The sequence below is a fragment of the Aeromonas sp. A600620 genome, assembly GCF_029479985.1.
In the GTDB taxonomy this organism is placed as follows: domain Bacteria; phylum Pseudomonadota; class Gammaproteobacteria; order Enterobacterales; family Aeromonadaceae; genus Aeromonas; species Aeromonas veronii_A.
The window spans coordinates 99,834-117,385 of the sequence record NZ_JAAKXB010000010.1 but is presented as its reverse complement, the minus strand read 5'-3'; the positions used below and the strand labels follow the sequence as shown (position 1 = coordinate 117,385).

15 protein-coding genes are annotated in these 17,552 nt (G+C 60.4%); 6 read left to right on the top strand and 9 right to left on the bottom strand.

Features of this window, described 5'->3' with window-relative positions; genetic code table 11:
* Nucleotides 1-21: 21 nt before the first annotated feature.
* The 7 genes from G5533_RS13680 to yqhD form a co-directional block, all read right to left on the bottom strand.
* Nucleotides 22-1,350 (bottom strand): CoA-disulfide reductase, encoded by a 1,329-nt coding sequence (locus tag G5533_RS13680; RefSeq protein WP_441254900.1) that lies wholly within the window; start codon nt 1,348-1,350, stop codon nt 22-24.
* Between the two features lie 98 nt (nt 1,351-1,448).
* Nucleotides 1,449-2,849: an L-cystine transporter gene (locus tag G5533_RS13675; RefSeq protein WP_421255802.1), complete on the bottom strand. Its 1,401-nt coding sequence runs from the start codon at nt 2,847-2,849 to the stop codon at nt 1,449-1,451.
* A 133-nt stretch (nt 2,850-2,982) separates the two neighbouring features.
* Nucleotides 2,983-4,269 carry an L-cysteine desulfidase family protein gene (locus tag G5533_RS13670; RefSeq protein ID WP_421255801.1) on the bottom strand — a complete coding sequence of 429 codons (1,287 nt, stop codon included), beginning with the start codon at nt 4,267-4,269 and terminating at the stop codon, nt 2,983-2,985.
* 279 nt (nt 4,270-4,548) lie between these two features.
* The gene (locus G5533_RS13665; protein ID WP_047440371.1) at nt 4,549-5,325 is read right to left on the bottom strand and encodes a substrate-binding periplasmic protein; all 777 of its coding nucleotides are present in this window, start codon (nt 5,323-5,325) and stop codon (nt 4,549-4,551) included.
* Between the two features lie 98 nt (nt 5,326-5,423).
* Entirely contained in the window at nt 5,424-6,908 is a 1,485-nt protein-coding gene (gene pntB, locus G5533_RS13660) for a Re/Si-specific NAD(P)(+) transhydrogenase subunit beta (RefSeq protein ID WP_069526987.1), read from the bottom strand.
* A gap of 11 nt (nt 6,909-6,919) precedes the next feature.
* The gene (pntA, locus tag G5533_RS13655; RefSeq protein ID WP_019446577.1) at nt 6,920-8,446 is read right to left on the bottom strand and encodes a Re/Si-specific NAD(P)(+) transhydrogenase subunit alpha; all 1,527 of its coding nucleotides are present in this window, start codon (nt 8,444-8,446) and stop codon (nt 6,920-6,922) included.
* Between the two features lie 507 nt (nt 8,447-8,953).
* A complete protein-coding gene (yqhD, locus tag G5533_RS13650; RefSeq protein WP_159158011.1) occupies nt 8,954-10,117 on the bottom strand; it encodes an alcohol dehydrogenase in 1,164 nt (387 codons plus the stop codon).
* A 157-nt stretch (nt 10,118-10,274) separates the two neighbouring features.
* On the opposite strand from yqhD, the gene G5533_RS13645 reads away from it, so the two are divergent.
* The 6 genes from G5533_RS13645 to G5533_RS13620 all read left to right on the top strand — a co-directional run bounded on the left by G5533_RS13645 (nt 10,275) and on the right by G5533_RS13620 (nt 14,866).
* A complete protein-coding gene (locus G5533_RS13645) occupies nt 10,275-11,177 on the top strand; it encodes an AraC family transcriptional regulator (protein WP_441254897.1) in 903 nt (300 codons plus the stop codon).
* Nucleotides 11,178-11,194: 17 nt separating this feature from the next.
* Complete coding sequence (locus G5533_RS13640) at nt 11,195-11,707, top strand: lipocalin family protein (RefSeq protein WP_005356301.1); 513 nt, start codon at nt 11,195-11,197, stop codon at nt 11,705-11,707.
* Between the two features lie 417 nt (nt 11,708-12,124).
* On the top strand, nt 12,125-12,820 hold the full coding sequence (locus G5533_RS13635) for a DUF969 domain-containing protein (RefSeq protein WP_005341931.1): 696 nt from the start codon (nt 12,125-12,127) through the stop codon (nt 12,818-12,820).
* Complete coding sequence (locus G5533_RS13630) at nt 12,820-13,743, top strand: DUF979 domain-containing protein (protein WP_216952266.1); 924 nt, start codon at nt 12,820-12,822, stop codon at nt 13,741-13,743. Before G5533_RS13635 ends, G5533_RS13630 begins: the two co-directional genes overlap by 1 nt.
* A gap of 14 nt (nt 13,744-13,757) precedes the next feature.
* Complete coding sequence (gene pcp, locus G5533_RS13625) at nt 13,758-14,405, top strand: pyroglutamyl-peptidase I (RefSeq protein ID WP_421223002.1); 648 nt, start codon at nt 13,758-13,760, stop codon at nt 14,403-14,405.
* Nucleotides 14,402-14,866, top strand: coding sequence for a gamma-glutamylcyclotransferase family protein (locus G5533_RS13620; protein ID WP_042031904.1), 465 nt, complete (start codon nt 14,402-14,404; stop codon nt 14,864-14,866). The genes pcp and G5533_RS13620 overlap by 4 nt, the downstream gene beginning before the upstream one ends.
* Before the next feature lie 65 nt (nt 14,867-14,931).
* On the opposite strand, the gene G5533_RS13615 is transcribed toward G5533_RS13620, so the two are convergent.
* Together G5533_RS13615 and G5533_RS13610 are read right to left on the bottom strand one after the other, a co-directional pair.
* Nucleotides 14,932-16,824 (bottom strand): methyl-accepting chemotaxis protein, encoded by a 1,893-nt coding sequence (locus G5533_RS13615; protein ID WP_421206335.1) that lies wholly within the window; start codon nt 16,822-16,824, stop codon nt 14,932-14,934.
* 207 nt (nt 16,825-17,031) lie between these two features.
* The gene (locus tag G5533_RS13610; RefSeq protein ID WP_201990916.1) at nt 17,032-17,529 is read right to left on the bottom strand and encodes a lactoylglutathione lyase family protein; all 498 of its coding nucleotides are present in this window, start codon (nt 17,527-17,529) and stop codon (nt 17,032-17,034) included.
* Nucleotides 17,530-17,552 lie beyond the last annotated feature (23 nt).

The window sequence follows — 17,552 nt, the reverse complement described above, 5'->3', positions numbered from 1 at the left end:
TTTCCGCCTGACCAGCGCCTGTTACTTCGCGACGTTGCCCGCCACGTTCAGGGCATCCCAAGTGCGGGAGAAGGGCGGCGCGTAGGCAAAGTCCAGCATGCCGAGCTGCTCGGTGGTCACCCCCATGGTGATGGCCACCGCCAGCGCGTCAATGCGGTGTACCGCCCCCTTGCGACCGAGGATCTGGCCGCCCAGCAGCCGCTTGCTGCCCGCCTCGTAGACCAGCTTGACGTGAATGTCGGACTGACCCGGGCAGTAGTTGGTGTGGCACTTGTCCTTGATCACCACGGTGCGATAGTCGATGCCCATCGCCTTGGCTTCCTGCTCGGAGAGGCCGGTACGGCCCGCCTCCAGCCCCAACACCTTGAGCGCCGCAGAACCGAGGGTACCCGGGAACTCCTGCTCGGCCCCGGCCAGGTTCTCACCCACCATGCGCCCCAGCTTGTTGGCGATGGTGGCGAGCGGTACATAGACCTGCTGCTGCTTTACGCTGTGCCAGACGCTGGCACAGTCGCCGGCCGACCAGACGTTGGCCAGCGAGCTGCGCCCCTGACGGTCCACCTTGATGGCACCATTGCCGAGCCGCTCGATGCCGGTATTAGCCAGAAACTCGGTGTTGGGCTTCACCCCGGTGCAGACCACCACGATATCGGCCTCGTACTCGCCCTGGCTGGTGCGCACGCCGGTCACCCGACCATCCCCCAGCAGTGCTTCAACTCGCTCACCCAGATGGAGAGATACCCCCTGCTCGCGCAGTTCTGTTTCGATGTGCTGGGTGATCTCGCCATCAAACGCATCGGGGATGACTCGATCCGCCAGTTCGATGAGACGCACCTCTTTACCCTGATGGACCAGCGCCTCGACCACTTCCAGCCCGATAAAGCCGGAGCCGATCACCACGGCGCGGCGATTGTTCTTGTCTTGCACCGCCGCCTTCAATGCCAACCCATCGGCCATCCGGCGCAGACCGAATACCCCTTGCTGCTGCAAACCGGGGATGGGGGGCATCACTTCACGGGCACCGGTGGCGATCATCAGCCGGTCGTAGCGATCGGTGAAGGTGTCGCCGTTATGCTCCACCACCAAGGTCTGGGCAGTTGCGTCAACGCTCAGCACCCGATGGCCAATCTTGACCTCGATCCCCTTGGCGGCGAACTGCTCGGGGGTGAACTCGGCCATGTAACCGGGCTCCTGAAACTCGTCACCGACGAAGTAAGGCAGGCCGCAGGCACCGAAAGAGATCACCTCGGAGGCCTCATACACCACGATTTCGGCATCGATGGCCAGACGGCGTGCCTTGGCGGCCGCGCTCATACCGGCGGCTTCGCCACCGATGATCAGAATTCTCATAGTTTTTCCTCTCAATGGCGCAGGGAGGGCATGCCCTCCCTGCGGTCTATGACGGGAAAGAGTCGCCCCTTCCCACGTCCAGATCAACCGATAGCAAATCAGACGGTGGACTCTTCGCCGTCCAGACTCACTTCGTGATCGCTGTTGAACACATGCATGTCAGTCTCCCCCAGCAGGCGGCTGGTCACCGTCCCTGCGGTGATGGAGCCGGAGACGTTGAGCGCGGTACGACCCATGTCGATCAGCGGCTCGATGGAGATGAGCAGCCCGGCCAGCGCCACCGGGAAGTCCAGCGCGGAGAGCACGATCAGCGCGGCAAAGGTAGCACCGCCGCCAATCCCGGCCACCCCGAAGGAGCTGACGGTGATGATGGCGATCAGGGTCATGATAAAGCCGGGATCCATCGGGTTGACCCCGACGGTCGGGGCAATCATCACGGCCAGCATGGCCGGATAGATACCGGCACAGCCGTTCTGGCCGATGGTGGAACCGAAGGAGGCGGCGAAGTTGGCGATCCCCTCAGGAATACCCAGCGACTTGGTCTGGGTTTGCACGTTCATCGGGATGGATCCCGCACTGGTGCGCGAGGTGAAGGCAAACGCCAGCACCGGAGTGATCTTCTTGAGGAAGCGCAGCGGGTTGATGCCGACCATGCTCACCAGCAGCAGGTGCACGACAAACATGATGGCGATGGCGCCGTAAGAGGCCATCACAAAGCTGAGCAGGTTGAGAATATCCGCATAGTTGGAGCCGGAGACCACCTTGGTCATCAGCGCCAGTACGCCAAACGGGGTCAGGCGCAGCACCAGAGTCACCATCCGCATCACGATGGCATGAGCCACGGCCACGAAGTGGCTGAAGCTGGCGAAGATCTCCGGCTTCTTGCGGGCGATGCCGGTAGCGGAAAGGCCGATGAAGATGGAGAAGATCACCACGGCGATGGTGGAGGTCTTGCGCGCCCCGGTCATGTCGAGGAAGGGGTTGGCCGGAATGAACTCCAGCATCATCTTGGCGAACGACATGCTCTCGACGCTACCGAGGGTGGTCTGCAGCGCAGCGCCACGGGCGCTCTCGGCGGCACCGGAGGTGAGCCCTTCAGCGGTCAGGCCAAACAGGTTGGACATCAGGATGCCTGCCCCGGCGGCGATGGCGGTGGTGAAGATCAGCACGCCTATGGTCATGGCACTGATCTTGCCCAGCGCGGTGCCGCCATTGAGCTTCAAGATAGCGCTGATGATGGAGACCATGATGAGCGGGATGATGATCATCTGCAGCAGCTTCACATAGCCGCTACCCACGATATCCAGATAGTCGATGGTCTGAACAATGACGGGCGAACCTGCACCGTAAAGCAGTTGCAACGCGGCGCCGAACAGAATACCGAGCCCCAGACCGGCAAATACCCGGCGGGTGAAGCTCACATGTTTTTCCTGTAACCGGTAGAGAAAGAACAGCAAGATGGCGGCGATGGCCAGATTGCCGATAACGCTAAATGTCATGGTATGACTCCCCAAAAAGCGGGCTTGGGCCCGAGAAACAAGAGCAAGCGCCATGCTTGCCCTGGCAACCGTGTCAGACGGTCTGCGCCGTCGTGACAAGAACAAGGGGGTCTATCGCCCCCTTGTCACAGATTCACTGCTTCTGCTGTTTCGCTCGCATGATGTTGATGATTTCAATGTCGGTATCCAGCATCCCCTCTTTGGAGAGGCGGCCCAGATTGGCGATGGTCTGGTCCACATCATCGGAAACGATCCCCTCGCTCTGGGGGACATGCAGGTTGTTGATGGCCATCAGCGAAGACTTTACCGCCGCCGAGGTGGAAGTGGAGACCTTCATGGAGCAGGCGCTGCCCGCGCCGTCGCAGATGATGCCGGAGACATCGCCAATCATGTTGTTGATGCAGTGGCTGATCTGCTGATACTGGCCGCCCAGCAGCCAGGTAATGGCGGCACCGGCACCCATGGCGGCGGTACTGGCGGCGCAGAGGGCCGACAGCTTGTTCTGATAGGTCTTGATGTAGATGGCCACCAGATGGCTCATCACCAGCGCCCGGGTCAGCTGCTCGTCGCTCGCCTTGAGGAAGCGGGCGGCCGCGACCACCGGCATGGTGGCGGCAATGCCCTGATTGCCAGAACCGGAGTTGGACATGGCGGGCAGCATGGCGCCATCCATCCGTGCATCGGAGGCGGCGGAGGAGAGGCGCATCGCCAGGGTCATCAGATCGTCGGAGAGCAGCTTGCGCTCCACCTGCTCGGTGAGGATCTTGCCAATCTTCAGGCCGTAACCCTGCAACCCTTCGTCCGCCAGCGCCTGATTCATGGTGGCGGCCTCGCGGATAAAGTCGATCTCCGCCAGCGGCACTTCCAATGCAAAATCGACGATCTCCCGCAGGGTCATGGCCGGTTTGGCGGATTTGGCCGGCTGGATCTGCACGCCGGGAGCGCTGGCCTGCGCCATCAGCACCTCGCCATCCTTCTCCATCAGGATGATGCGAGTGTGGTCGGTACAGATCACCACCCGGGCACTGTGCCCTTCAACTTCGGCCAGCACCTCGGCATAGAGCACGTCCGGCACATCCTTCACATCCACCTTGATGACCGGCAGCAACGTCTTGGCCGCTTCCACCTGTTCTGGTGTAAGGGTCTTGAGCACCTCCAGCCCGGCATCCGGGTTGCCGCCGGTGATGCCGACCGCAGCGGCCACCGGAAGACCGATCATGCCGGTGCCCGGCACTCCGACCCCCATGCCGTTCTTGAACAGATTGCCACTGACCCAGACGCTGATGCGGGTCGGAGTCTCCCCCAGCAGCTTGCGGCAGTTGGCCGCCGCCAGCGCCACCGACATCGGCTCGGTACAGCCCAGGGCCGGCACCACTTCACGCTTGAGCAGGGTAATAAAGTCGGTCCATTGTGGTTTCATCTGTGCATTCTCATCTTGGTGGCGCAATGCCTGTCATCGCCACAGGCAACAGCATGGCAAAAAAGGGGGACACGGGATCAACATCAAGCAGGAGCGCGTCGCCAAGGCGTCGCGAGAGAGGTGGCCGTCTGATGACTGCCCCATGCAAATCAACTTAATTTGATTCTAATATCAATAAAATCAAATTAAGTTGCGCAACATCGCTTTTTTAGCGCCATTATGCCCGTCTTTTAACAAAGCGCGACAATTTGTGATGCAACGCACAGACGATGGAGTCACCTAGAGATGATAGCGGGCCAGCAGCTGCTGGTAGGCCGGGGTCTGCTTGAACTGTTTCAAGGCGGCCGAGAAGCGCCTCGCCAACTGGTCATGGCCGGGCTTGTGGGTAAATCCGAGAAAGTTGCGGTTATCGTCGGTCAGCAGGCGGCGACCATTGAACACCTGATCCTGCAGCCCCTGGGTACGCAGCAGATAACGACCAACTTGTTCATTGAGCACGACACCATCCAGTCGGCCGGCCATCATCAGATGCAACTGCTTGACCATCTTGCCATCGCCCGTCATGGCGACCCTGATCACCCCTTCATCGGCCAGAAAATCGGGGCTGTAGGCATAGTCGGCCTGAATGCCGATCCGCAACCCCTTGAGGTCGGATAATTGCTCGAATTTCACCGGACGATCCACCGGATAGAAGAGCACTTCGCCACTACGAGAGAGCGGCTCTTCGGGATAGTGGAGCCACTCTTGGCGATCCTTGTTATAGAAGACGTCGAGTACCGCATCCCCCTGCCCGAGGCGGGCCTGTTGCAACACCCGCTTCCATGGCAGCACCTTCACCTCGGTGCGATAGCCGAGCTGCTGCAGCACGGTGCGAGCCAGCTCGAGATCTGCGCCCACCAGCTCCCCCTTGTCGCTGTGCATCACATAGGGGGGCCACAGTTCTGTCAATATGGTCAGGGTCGGCTTGTCATGAGCCATAGCCATGCCACCGACGAGAAGAGATGCCAGCAGCCAGCCGTACCACCCGATCCTTCGCCAACCCTGACACCACATCATGGAGATCCCTCATGGTCCGTATGGATTGAGGATATACAAGGGATGGGCAATAAAAAAGGAGGCCGAAGCCTCCTTGATATCCACTCTCTGAATGGCACTTACAGTGCTTTCAGGATTGCCTCGACGCTGGCCTTGGCATCGCCAAACAGCATCTGGGTATTTTCCTTGAAGAACAGCGGGTTCTGGACACCGGCGTAGCCAGTGTTCATGGAGCGCTTGAAGCCGATGACATTCTGCGCTTTCCACACTTCCAGCACCGGCATACCGGCGATCGGGCTGCCCGGATCTTCCATCGCGGCCGGGTTGACGGTGTCGTTGGCACCGATCACCAGCACGGTGTCGGTATCGGCGAAGTCCTCGTTGATCTCGTCCATTTCCAGCACGATGTCATACGGGACTTTCGCTTCCGCCAGCAGCACGTTCATGTGGCCAGGCAGACGACCGGCGACCGGGTGGATACCGAAGCGCACCTTGACGCCGCGGTCACGCAGCTTCTGGGTGATCTCGGCAACCGGATACTGAGCCTGTGCCACCGCCATACCGTAGCCCGGGGTGATGATGACGGAGCTGGAGTTCTTCAGCAGGTCAGCCACTTCCTCGGCGCTGGTTTCGCGGTATTCGCCCATCTCCTGATCAGCCGTGGAGGCCACGCCATCGGAGCCGAAGCCACCGGCGATCACGGAGATGAAGGAGCGGTTCATCGCCTTGCACATGATGTAAGAGAGGATGGCACCGGAGGAACCCACCAGCGCACCGGTGACGATCAGCAGGTCATTGGAGAGCATGAAGCCCGCCGCTGCTGCTGCCCAACCGGAGTAGGAGTTCAGCATGGAGACCACGACCGGCATGTCGGCACCACCGATGGAGGCAACCAGATGCCAGCCGAAGGCGAAGGCGATCAGGGTCATCACCAGCAGAGCGAAGGTGGAGCCACCGGCGTTGACGAAGTAGACCATCAGGGCCAAAGAGGCGACCACGGCCAGCAGGTTCAGCTTGTGGCGGTGCGGCAGCATCAGCGGCTTGGAGGAGATCAGACCGCGCAGTTTGCCGAAGGCAACCACGGAACCGGTAAAGGTTACGGCACCGATGAAGACGCCCAAGAAGATCTCGACCAGGTGGATGTTCAGCATGGCGCCGGTCAGGTGCTCGACCTGGGCGACGCTGTTGGCCTGCTCGAACGCCGCACGGGCGGCTGCCAGGGTGGCATCCAGGTTGGAACCGACGGAGACGACGACCTCAGCAGGGGCAGAGGGGTGCAGATCGATGAAGCTGTTGAAGCCCACCAGCACTGCCGCCATACCCACGAAGCTGTGCAGCACGGCCACCAGCTCGGGCATCTCGGTCATTTCGACCTTGAGCGCCAGACGCACGCCGATGGCACCGCCGATCACCATGGCCAGAATGATCCAGTGAACGCCACTGGTCTCTGGGTTGAATACGGTGGCGAGCAGGGCGATAGCCATACCCGCGATACCGAACAGGTTGCCATGCTTGGCCGTTTCTTGCTTCGACAGTCCCGCGAGACTGAGGATGAAGAGCACGGCGGCAACGATATAGGATGCTGTTACCAGTCCTTGAGACACGTTAAACCCCCTTAATCCTTACGGAACATCTTCAGCATGCGCTGAGTGACGGTGAAGCCGCCGAAGATGTTGATACTGGCAATCAGCACGGCGATGAACGCCAGCGCGGTGACCAGGGTCGACCCTTGCCCGATCTGCAGCAGGGCACCGACCACGATAATGCCGGAGATGGCATTGGTGACCGACATCAGCGGCGTGTGCAGGGCGTGAGAGACGTTCCACACCACGTAGTAACCGACCACACAGGCCAGGATGAATACGGTGAAGTGGGAGAGGAAGGCTGCCGGGGCAACGGAGGCGATCCAGCCGAAGGCGGCGATGCCGAGGGCACCGAACACGAACTTCTTGTTGGAAGGCTTGGCCTCTTCCTTCTTGGCTGCCGGTTTGGCAGCGGCCGGTTTCTGCGGGGCAGCAGAGACGGAGATGGCGGGCGGCGGGAAGGTCACTTCACCGGCCTGGATCACCGTCATGTTGCGCTGAACCACGTCTTCGAAGTCGATGGCAACGTTGCCGTCCTTCTCCTTGCACATCAGCTTCATCAGGTTGACCAGGTTGGTACCGTAGAGCTGGGAGGATTGGGCAGGCAGACGACCCGGCAGATCGGTGTAACCGATCACCTTGACGCCGTTGTCGGTGACATGCAGTTCACCCGGCACTGTGTATTCACAGTTACCGCCAGCCTGAGCGGCCATGTCCACAATGACGGAGCCCGGCTTCATGCTGTCGACCATCTCTTTGGTGATCAGCTTGGGAGCCGGCTTGCCCGGGATCAGGGCGGTGGTGATGATGATATCCACCTCTTTGGCCTGCTGGGCGAACAGCTCCATCTCGGCCTTGATGAACTCATCGGACATGACTTTGGCGTAACCATCGCTGGATGCACCATCTTCGCCACCGAAGTCCAGCTTGAGGAATTCCCCACCCATGGATTCGATCTGCTCAGCCACTTCCAGACGTGTATCGAACGCACGCACGATGGCACCGAGGGAACCGGCAGTACCAATGGCCGCCAGACCGGCAACACCGGCACCGATCACCAGCACCTTGGCAGGCGGCACTTTACCGGCTGCGGTGATTTGACCGGTGAAGAAGCGACCGAACTGGTGCGCAGCTTCAACCACGGCGCGATAGCCACCGATGTTGGCCATGGAGGAGAGGGCATCGAGGGACTGGGCACGGGAGATCCGCGGCACCATATCCATCGCCATCACATTGATGTTGCGCTCGGACAGCTTCTTGACCAGCTCAGGGTTCTGGGCAGGCCAAATGAAGCTCACCAGAGTGGCGCCATCTTTAATTTGTGCGATCTCGGCATCGGTCGGCGCATTGACCTTGAAGATAAGGTCGGCTTGCCAGACATTCGGCACCACGCTGGCACCGGCAGCCTCGAAGGCGGCATCATCGAAGCTGGCCGACAGGCCTGCGCCGGTCTCGATGGCGACCTCGAAGCCGAGCTTTTTCAGCTGCTCGACGGTAGCCGGGGTCGCTGCGACCCGGGTCTCACCGGCGAGACTCTCTCTCGGTATTCCAATCTGCATGACTATTCCCTGATGGTTAATAAACAATCGCTGCCCAGTGTCTCACTTCTGACGAAACAAGACATGACCAAAGTGCAGGTCCAGGGCTCTTTGTTATGAAAATCAGTAGGCTTTACCTCAACCTCCTGTCATGGTCAGGCCCCCGCTTTTCAGGCGCGAAGGTGATTAGTATCAAATTTTGGAGTTTTATTACAACCGCAGTCCCGACGGCACTCGTACAGAATTCAGCCCATCCCTGGCTACGATTAAAAAAAACAAACCAAATTAGAGGCTTATACCAGTAAAAACGGCTGAAAAAAGTGATCCAACCAGTCAAAAAAAATGTTTTACCGGCCCTCTATCTTAGCGTTTTTTGTTCTTACGAAATCCGCTTTCGTCGCACTTCTCGCAGCGAAACGCCGAAAAGTAACATTTTCCCAACAAAAGCGGGGCCGCTCAGCCGCCAGATGGCGGGAGAGGGCCCCGGCAATTCAATCGTTTCGCCCGTTTGGCAGCGATTGGCGGCCCTTACCAGGCCGCTTCATAAATATGCTGGCTCTGCACCAGATCGATATCGCCGTGCTCGCCCAGACGGGTCATACCGTGCTCACCCAGCTTGCCGATCAGGGTGTCGATACCCAGATCTTTCAGACCGTAGTCGCGCAGTCGGGTCTTGACCCCCATCCGCTCGAAGAAGTCGCGGGTCGCGGCGATGGCATCATCGATGCGTTCCGCTTCGCTACCACTATTCAGACCCCACACCCGCTCTGCGTATTGCAGCAGCTTGGCATGCTTCTGTTTGCGCTTGGCCTGCAGCAGGGCGGGCAGCACCACCGCCAGAGTCTGGGCGTGGTCGAGGCCGTGCAGGGCAGTCAGCTCGTGACCCAGCATGTGGGTGGCCCAGTCCTGCGGCACACCGGCACCGATCAGGCCGTTCAGCGCCATTGTGGCACTCCACATGATGTTGGCGCGCACCTCGTAGTTCTGCGGTTCGGCCAGCGCCTTGGGGCCCTCTTCAATCAGGGTCAGCAGCAAGCCTTCAGCGAAGCGATCCTGCACCTTGGCGTTGACCGGATAGGTGAGGTACTGCTCAACGATGTGAACAAAGGCATCCACCACCCCGTTCGCCACCTGACGCTCGGGCAGGGTGTAGGTGAGCACCGGATCGAGCACGGCGAAGCGCGGCATCACGAACGGTGAGAAGAAGTGCACCTTGTCGCCACTGCTGCGACGAGTGATGACGGCGCCCATGTTCATTTCGGAACCGGTCGCCGGCAGGGTCAGCACTGAGCCGAGCGGGATGGCGGAACGCACTTCGCTGCCGACGGTCTCGAGAATGTGCCAGGGATCCTTGGCCAGATCGTAGTGCGCGGCAGCGGCGATAAACTTGGAGCCATCGAGCACGGAACCACCGCCAACGGCGAGCAGGAAGTCGACCCGCTCGGCACGGGCCAGCTCCACGGCCCCCATCAGGGTCTCGTAGGCCGGGTTCGGTTCGATGCCGCCAAATTCAAACAGGGTCATGCCAGCCAGCTCGTTACGGATCTGCTCCAACAAGCCGCTGCGTACCACGCTGCCACCGCCGTAGGTGATCATGACGCGGGCATCGCTCGGAAGCTGCTCGCGCAGCTGGGCGATCTGCCCTTGGCCGAACAGGATTTTGGTCGGGGTATGGAGAGTAAAGTTGTTCATCGACATTGCCTTCTTCTGATAGTCAGGGCGGCCTGGCCGCGAAATCGTGATTGCATTTTTCTCCAGAGCCACCCTACCATCAAGACAACATCCTGCTTGATTCTTGCCTATTTCTACAAAGCAGCGAAAACCGGAACTGTCGAATCAAAGAGCCCCCATGCAAAACCGTTACAGCGACCTCGCAACCAGATTGACCCGCCACGTCACCGCCCCCGGCATCACCCCATCACCGGTGAAACAGGTCAACCTCATCTATACCACCGAACACCATGGCCGCACCCCGGTGCTCTACCAACCGCGGATGATCGTAATCCTGCAGGGGCACAAGGTGGGTTATCTGGCGGATCAGGTGTTTCGCTACGACCCCAACCACTATCTGCTGATGACCCTGCCGCTCCCCTGCGAGTGCGAGTGCTTCGCCTCCCCCGAGCAGCCGCTTATCGGTTTTACCATCGAGATCGATCTGGTAACCCTGCAAGAGCTGCTGCTGGAGCTTGGCGATGCCCTGCCCGCCCCCGTGCCGCAAAAGAGCGGCGTCCACTCGGTCCCCCTGTCCGAAACCATGTTTTGCGCTGCCGAGCGACTGATCGAGCTGATGGACAACCCGCTGCACGCCAGGGTGCTGGGGCCTCAGACGGTGCGGGAGATGCTGTTCCACGCCCTCACCGAGGTGGGCGGCCCGGCGCTGCAAGCGCTCGCCAATCGCCACAACCATGTGGGCCAGATCGCTCGGGTGCTGCGTATGATAGAGTCCCGTTATGCCGACAACCTCACCATGGAGGAGCTGGCGCGGGAGGTGAACATGAGCGTCTCCGCCTTTCACCACCACTTCAAGGCGGTCACTGCCACCTCGCCGCTGCAGTACATCAAGTCGTTTCGCCTGCACAAGGCGCGGATGATGATGCTGCACGACGGCATCAAGGCGGGCACCGCGGCGGCCAGAGTCGGTTACGAGAGCAACTCCCAGTTCAGTCGGGAGTACAAGCGCTTCTTCGGCAGCACGCCGACGGATCAGGCCTCCCGCTTTCGGGATGGCCAGCTGCGCATCATCGAGGGATAACAAAAGAGGGATTACTTATGCGTTCACTGCTTTGCCTGTTCACCGCTTTGCTGCTGACGGCCTGTACCGGGATTGCCGATGGCATCCGCCCCGTTACCGGCTTCCAGCTCGATCGTTATCTTGGCACCTGGTACGAAATCGCCCGCCTCGACCACAGCTTCGAACGGGGGCTGGAGCAGGTGAGCGCCACCTACAGCCTGCGCGATGACGGCGGCGTCAAGGTGCTCAACCGCGGCAAGCAGAGCGATGGCAGCTGGCGTGAGGCGGAGGGCAAGGCCTACTTCGTCGGCAACCCGGACGAGGCGCGGCTCAAGGTGAGCTTCTTCGGCCCCTTCTACGGCGGCTACAACGTCATCGACCTCGACCCCGATTACCAGCTCTCGCTGGTGACCAGCTACAACCACGACTACCTCTGGATCCTCTCCCGCTCACCCAACCCGCCCAAGGCGAAAGTGGATGCGCTGGTCGCCAAAGCGAAGTCGCTGGGCTTTGCCACCGACCAGCTGATTTGGGTCAAGCAGACCCCCTGAGACAGCACCGGTGGCGATGCCGTCGCCACCGGTTCTCTCCGCCTCTCCCTTTCACTTTCCTCACCCCAGCTCCGCACAACCACAGTCATACCCAGCCATTCGCTGACGGTTGCCAGATAGACATTGCGCAACAATCCCCATCACCCACCAACGGAAGAGAATAGCGATCATATTGTCAGCCCAATATTGTCGCCAGGCACCCCAAAATAATCTGAATGACTGATTAGGGGGCAAAAAATAGCCTGGACGGTGCAGGACTCACCATTTACCAGCGAACAATAAACCGGCAAAAACCCCCAATAGAAAACCAATCGAATCCCTTTTTGGGGATTTTTTGTTGCCATCGCAGTAACCAGATGATAAACAGCTCGGCCACCCCAAAATGCATATAAATATTCACTTTAACGAGGTGATTAATTGGAATTTATTAAATTAAGCGGAATTCTTATTATTTTATTGGGATTTTATTTCAAACTCGACACTCTGGCCGTCGTACTGGTGGCCGCCGTCACCACGGCGCTGGTCTCCGGTCTCTCCATGACCGATTGCCTCTCCCTGCTGGGGGAAGCCTTCGTCTCCAACCGCATGGTGACACTGTTTCTGCTGACCCTGCCGATGATCGGCATCTGTGAACGCTACGGCCTCAAACAGCAGGCGGTCACCCTGATCGAACGGATCAAGAAGCTCACCCCGGGCAAGTTCATGACCCTCTATATGTTTATCCGCGAACTGGCCGGTCTCTTCTCGGTGCGGGTTCAGGGTCACACCCAATTTATTCGTCCGCTGGTCAACCCCATGACTCAGGCAGCCGCCACCAAGGTGCACGGCAAATTAAGCGAAGAGGACGAGGAATATATCAAGGCGCGGGTTTCCGCCACCGAAAACTACGGCAACTTCTTTGCCCAGAATACCTTCGTCGCCTCAGCCGGGGTATTGCTGATCGTCGGCACATTTGAATCTCTTGGATATAGCGTCTCTGCCGTCGATATTGCCAAGGCATCCATGCCGATCGCCATTATCGCCCTGCTGATGGTGGCTATTTCCAATATGTGGTTTGACCGTCAGATGGCCAAGACATATACCGTGAGCAGCGACAAGGAGGGGCAACAATAATGGCGACCCTCATCCCCAACATGCTCGAATTCTTTTATGTGCTGATCGGCGTCATCCTGTTCAGCAGCGCCTGGCGCGTCCTGCGTGACCCCAGCCACCCGGCCAAAATCGGTACCGCCCTGTTCTGGACCATTCTGGGTGTACTGTTTGCCTTCGGCAGCTATATCCCCAATGTCATCAATGGCGTGCTGATCCTCGCCATGGGGGTCATCACCCTGCTCAAGCAGGTGAAGATCGGCAAGCTGGAGCAGGCGAGCGAGGAGGAGTCCCAGCGCCACGCCAGCCGCATCGGCAACCGGATCTTCCTCCCCTGCATCCTGCTGGCCGTGCTGGCGGTGGTGATCGCCCAGTTCACCCCCCTTGGCGGTCAGGTCGGTATCGGTCTGGCGGCGGTCATCGCCTTCGTCATCACGGTACTGCTGACTCGTGCCACCCCCTCTACCGTAGTGGGTGACTCCGACCGGATGATCCAGCAGGTCGGCATTACCGGCATTCTGCCGCAACTGCTGGCCGCGCTCGGGGTGATCTTCAACAAGTCCGGCGTCGGCGATGTCATCTCCCACGGCATCTCCACCGTAGTGCCGGTCGGCAGCCCCTTCGTCGGGGTGGTGGCCTACTGCCTCGGCATGATGGTCTTCACCATGATCATGGGCAACGCCTATGCCGCCTTCACGGTCATCACCGCCGGCATCGGCATCCCCTTCGTCATCGCCCAGGGCGGTGACCCGGTGGTGGCCGGTGCGCTGGCGATGACCGCCGGCTTCTGCGGCACCCTGATGACCCCCATGGCCGCCAACTTCAACGCCCTGCCCGCCGCCCTGCTGGAGATGAAGGATCTCAACAAGGTGATCAAGGTGCAGGTACCGATGGCGCTGACGCTGGTGCTGATCCATATCGCCCTCATGTATTTCTGGGCATTCTGACCATTCGGGAGAAGATGATGAAAGTACTGATTACCGGTTTTGACCCCTTCGGCGGCGAGCCCATCAACCCGGCATGGGAGGCGGTCAAACGCCTGCCAGAGACCATTCTGGACGCCACCGTGATCAAGGCGCAGATCCCCACCGTCTTTGGCAAGTCAGCCACCCTGCTGGCGGAGCTGATGCGTCAGCACCAGCCCGACGTGGTGATCAACGTCGGACAGGCGGGCGGTCGCTTCGCCATTACCCCGGAGCGCATCGCCATCAACATCGACGATGCCCGTATCCCCGACAACGAGCAGCAGCAACCCATCGATGAAGTGATTCAGGCCGATGGCGCACCGGCCTACTTCTCCCGTCTGCCCCTCAAGGGAATGGTGCAGCGCATCAAGGAGAACGGCATTCCGGCGGCGCTCTCCAACACTGCCGGCACCTTCGTCTGCAACCACATCATGTACCAGCTGCACTACCTGATTGAAAAAGAGTTCCCGGCGGTGCGCGGCGGCTTTATTCACGTTCCCTACATCACCGAGCAGGTAGCGGACAAGGTGAACCAGCCCTGCCTCGCCATGAGCGAGATTACCCGCGCGCTGGCGCTGGCCATCGAGGCGGTGGTGCTGCAGCAGGATGGCGATATCAAAGTCGTGGGCGGCGAGATCTCATGAGCCTTTGCCAGCCACGCCCGCTGTTCGTCTACGGCAGCCTGATGGACGGGCTGTTCAACTACCGCCGCTATCTGGCTCACCACGTGAGCCAGACGCCCCGGCGCGCCCGGGTGCGCGGCGCTCTCTATCACCTGCAGCACAAGGGCTACCCCGCCCTGCTGCAGGGGGATGACTGGGTCTATGGCGAGCTGTTTGTGCTGGACGACTTCCCTGCCGCCATCGCGGCGCTCGACGAGATGGAGAACTTCCACGGCGAGGATGATCCCCAGAGCGAATATCTGCGCCAGCTCATCGAGGTGGAGATCTTCGACCCGGCGCAGGGGCGTTATGTCGGCCAACAGCAGGCCTACCACTACCGCTACGTAGTGCAGCACGATCCCAAGTGGCAACAGGGCAAGCACTACCTGCCCGACGGCAACTGGCGCGCTTTCCATCTGGCGCAACTGGAGAGCGCCGCCTGACGGTCAGCGACAATAACAAAGGGCAGCCCGCGGGCTGCCCTTTTTCATGGAAGATGGCCTGAGGATCAGAGCCGGAAGCGGCCGATCTCCTGCTCCAGCCGCTCGGTCAGCGACTTGAGTTCGGCCGCCTGAGCCGCCTCGTTGCCCGCCTGCTCGGCCAGCTCTTGCGAGACGTGGCGGATATTCTCGGTATTGCGGCTGATCTCGCCGGTCACCGAGGTCTGCTCCTCGGCCGCTGCGGCGATCTGGGTCGCCATGTCGCTGATGGAGCCGATCGCCTCGTTGATCCGGGCAAGGCTCTGGTTGGCCGCTTCCGCATCCTCGACGCTGGTACCCGCCAGCTGACGGCTGGTCTCCATACCACCCACGGCGCGACGGGTGGTCTGCTGCAGGGTCTCGATCATCTGCTGGATCTCGTCGGTGGAGTCGTGGGTGCGGCGTGACAGCACCCGTACCTCGTCCGCGACTACCGCAAAACCGCGGCCCTGCTCACCGGCCCGGGCAGCCTCGATGGCGGCGTTGAGCGCCAGCAGATTGGTCTGCTCGGCGATGCCGCTGATGGTCGCCAGAATGCCGCTGATCTTCTGGGCATGGTTGTCGAGCTCATTGATGATCTGGCTGGCATCGGCCACTTCGTCCGCCAGACCGGTAATGCTGCGCTGACTCTGGCCAACCTGGGATTGACCGGCGACCGCCAGTGCAACCGCATCGGTGGCGGTAGTGGCGGCAAACTCGGCGTTACCGGCGATCTCCTGGGTAGCGGAAGCCATCTCGGTCACCGCGGTCGCCACCATCACGATCTCGTCCTGCTGCTGGCGTACCCGCTGACTGCGGGCCTGCGCCCCGGCCGCCTGGGCACGGGACTGTGCCGCCAGCTCGATGGTCACATCCCGCAACCGGCTGACGATGCCATGCAGCCGCGCCACGAACTGGTTGAAGTTCTGGGCCAGCTGGCCCACCTCATCCTTGCTGTGGGTGTTGATGTGAACGGTGAGATCCCCCTCGCCGTGGGCAATGTCGTGCAGGGCGTGCGCGACCCGACCGAGATCGGCGAACAGGTATTTGAAGGTGGCGGTGAGCAGAGCGCTGAATACCAGCATCAGCACCAGGGTCAGCCCCACCAGCTCCCACAGCAGGCTGCTGAGCGGCGCCTCCAGCACATCGCGATACATCACCATGGCCAGCAGCCAGTCGGTGCCCGGCACCGGTTGTACCGCCAGCAGCACATCCCGCCCGTCGAGGGTGGCGGCGTGCAGCTCGCTGTTTTCGCGGCCCCACTGCTGGAAGGTGGCGGCAGAGAGTCCCGGCGCCAGCTCGGCGATGGGCTTGAGTGCCAGATCCTTCTGCGGATGGCCGACGATGAGGCCGCTGCTGTCGAGCAGCATGGCGTAGCCCTCACCCTGCACCTTCATCGCCAGTACTTCATCGATCAGCTTGTCGAGCGCCAGGTTGGCCCCCACGGCGCCGACCAGCTCGCCCTGATGGCGCACCGGCTCGGAGAGAGTAACCACCAGCTTCTGCATGGTGACGCTGACATAGGGGGCAGTGACGATCAGCTGCCCCGCCTTCACCGCATCCTGATACCAGGGGCGCTCGCGCGGGTCATAGTTGCCGGTGTTGAGGGAGGGATCCTGCCGGGTCATCACCCCCTGCGCGGAGCCAAAATAGGTGAGGCCGAAGCCGCCGGAGGTGTAGGCCTGCTTCAGGTGCGGCACCAGCTCGGCTTGGGGGTTATCGCTGATCAGGTTGACCAGCGCATGGACGGTGTTCTTGCGATCCGTCATCCATTCGCCGATGGCGACCGAGTAGGCGTGGCCATAGTTGACCGCCTCGCTCTGGATGGCGCTCATGGTGCGAGATTTTAGGGTGTGAAAGGCAACGATGCCGAGCAGTGATGCCATCAGCAGCACTACGCCAAGACTGGTGGCCAGCAGCTTGCCGCGCAGAGAGAGGGTCATGACGACGAATCCTTGTTGTTGTGTCAGGCAGGGAAAACCCTGATGTATCAAAGGCTATCGGCCGCAATATGAACAGACTTTAGTGAATCTGTATATTTTCCCATCTATCAACAACAGAACGCGCTATTCGTGTGAACCAGATCGCTATTCCATGCTACTGACTCTTGTAACAACAAAGCAGCAGGCCGCCCTAAGGCGGCCTGTTACTTACCCCTGATATGCACCGGCGGAGTAGGTCAGCTCATAGCTGTGGCTGTAGATCTCGACGATATTGCCGAAGGGATCTTCCATGTAGACCATGCGGTAGGGCTTCTCGCCTGGGTAGTACTCGCGCACCGGCATCCGCTGCTTGCCGCCCGCCGCGACGATGCGCGCCGCCAGCCCCTCGACATCCGGATCCTGCACGCTGAAATGGAACACCCCGGTCTTCCAGAATTCGAAGTTGTTCTCACGGCGCTCGCTGTTGGGGAACTCGAACAGTTCGATGCCGATCTTGTCGCCGGTAGAGAGGTGGGCGATGCGAAAACAACCCCAGCCCGGGCCGAACACGTCGTTGCACATCACGCCGATGGCAGAGTCATCCTCGCTGATGGTGGTGGCCGGCATGATGAGATACCAGCCCATCACCTTGGTATAGAACTCGACCGCTTTGTCGAGGTCAGTCACCGTGATGCCGATGTGGGAGAAGTTGCGTGGATAGGTCATACGTCACCTTGAAATTGTGTGTG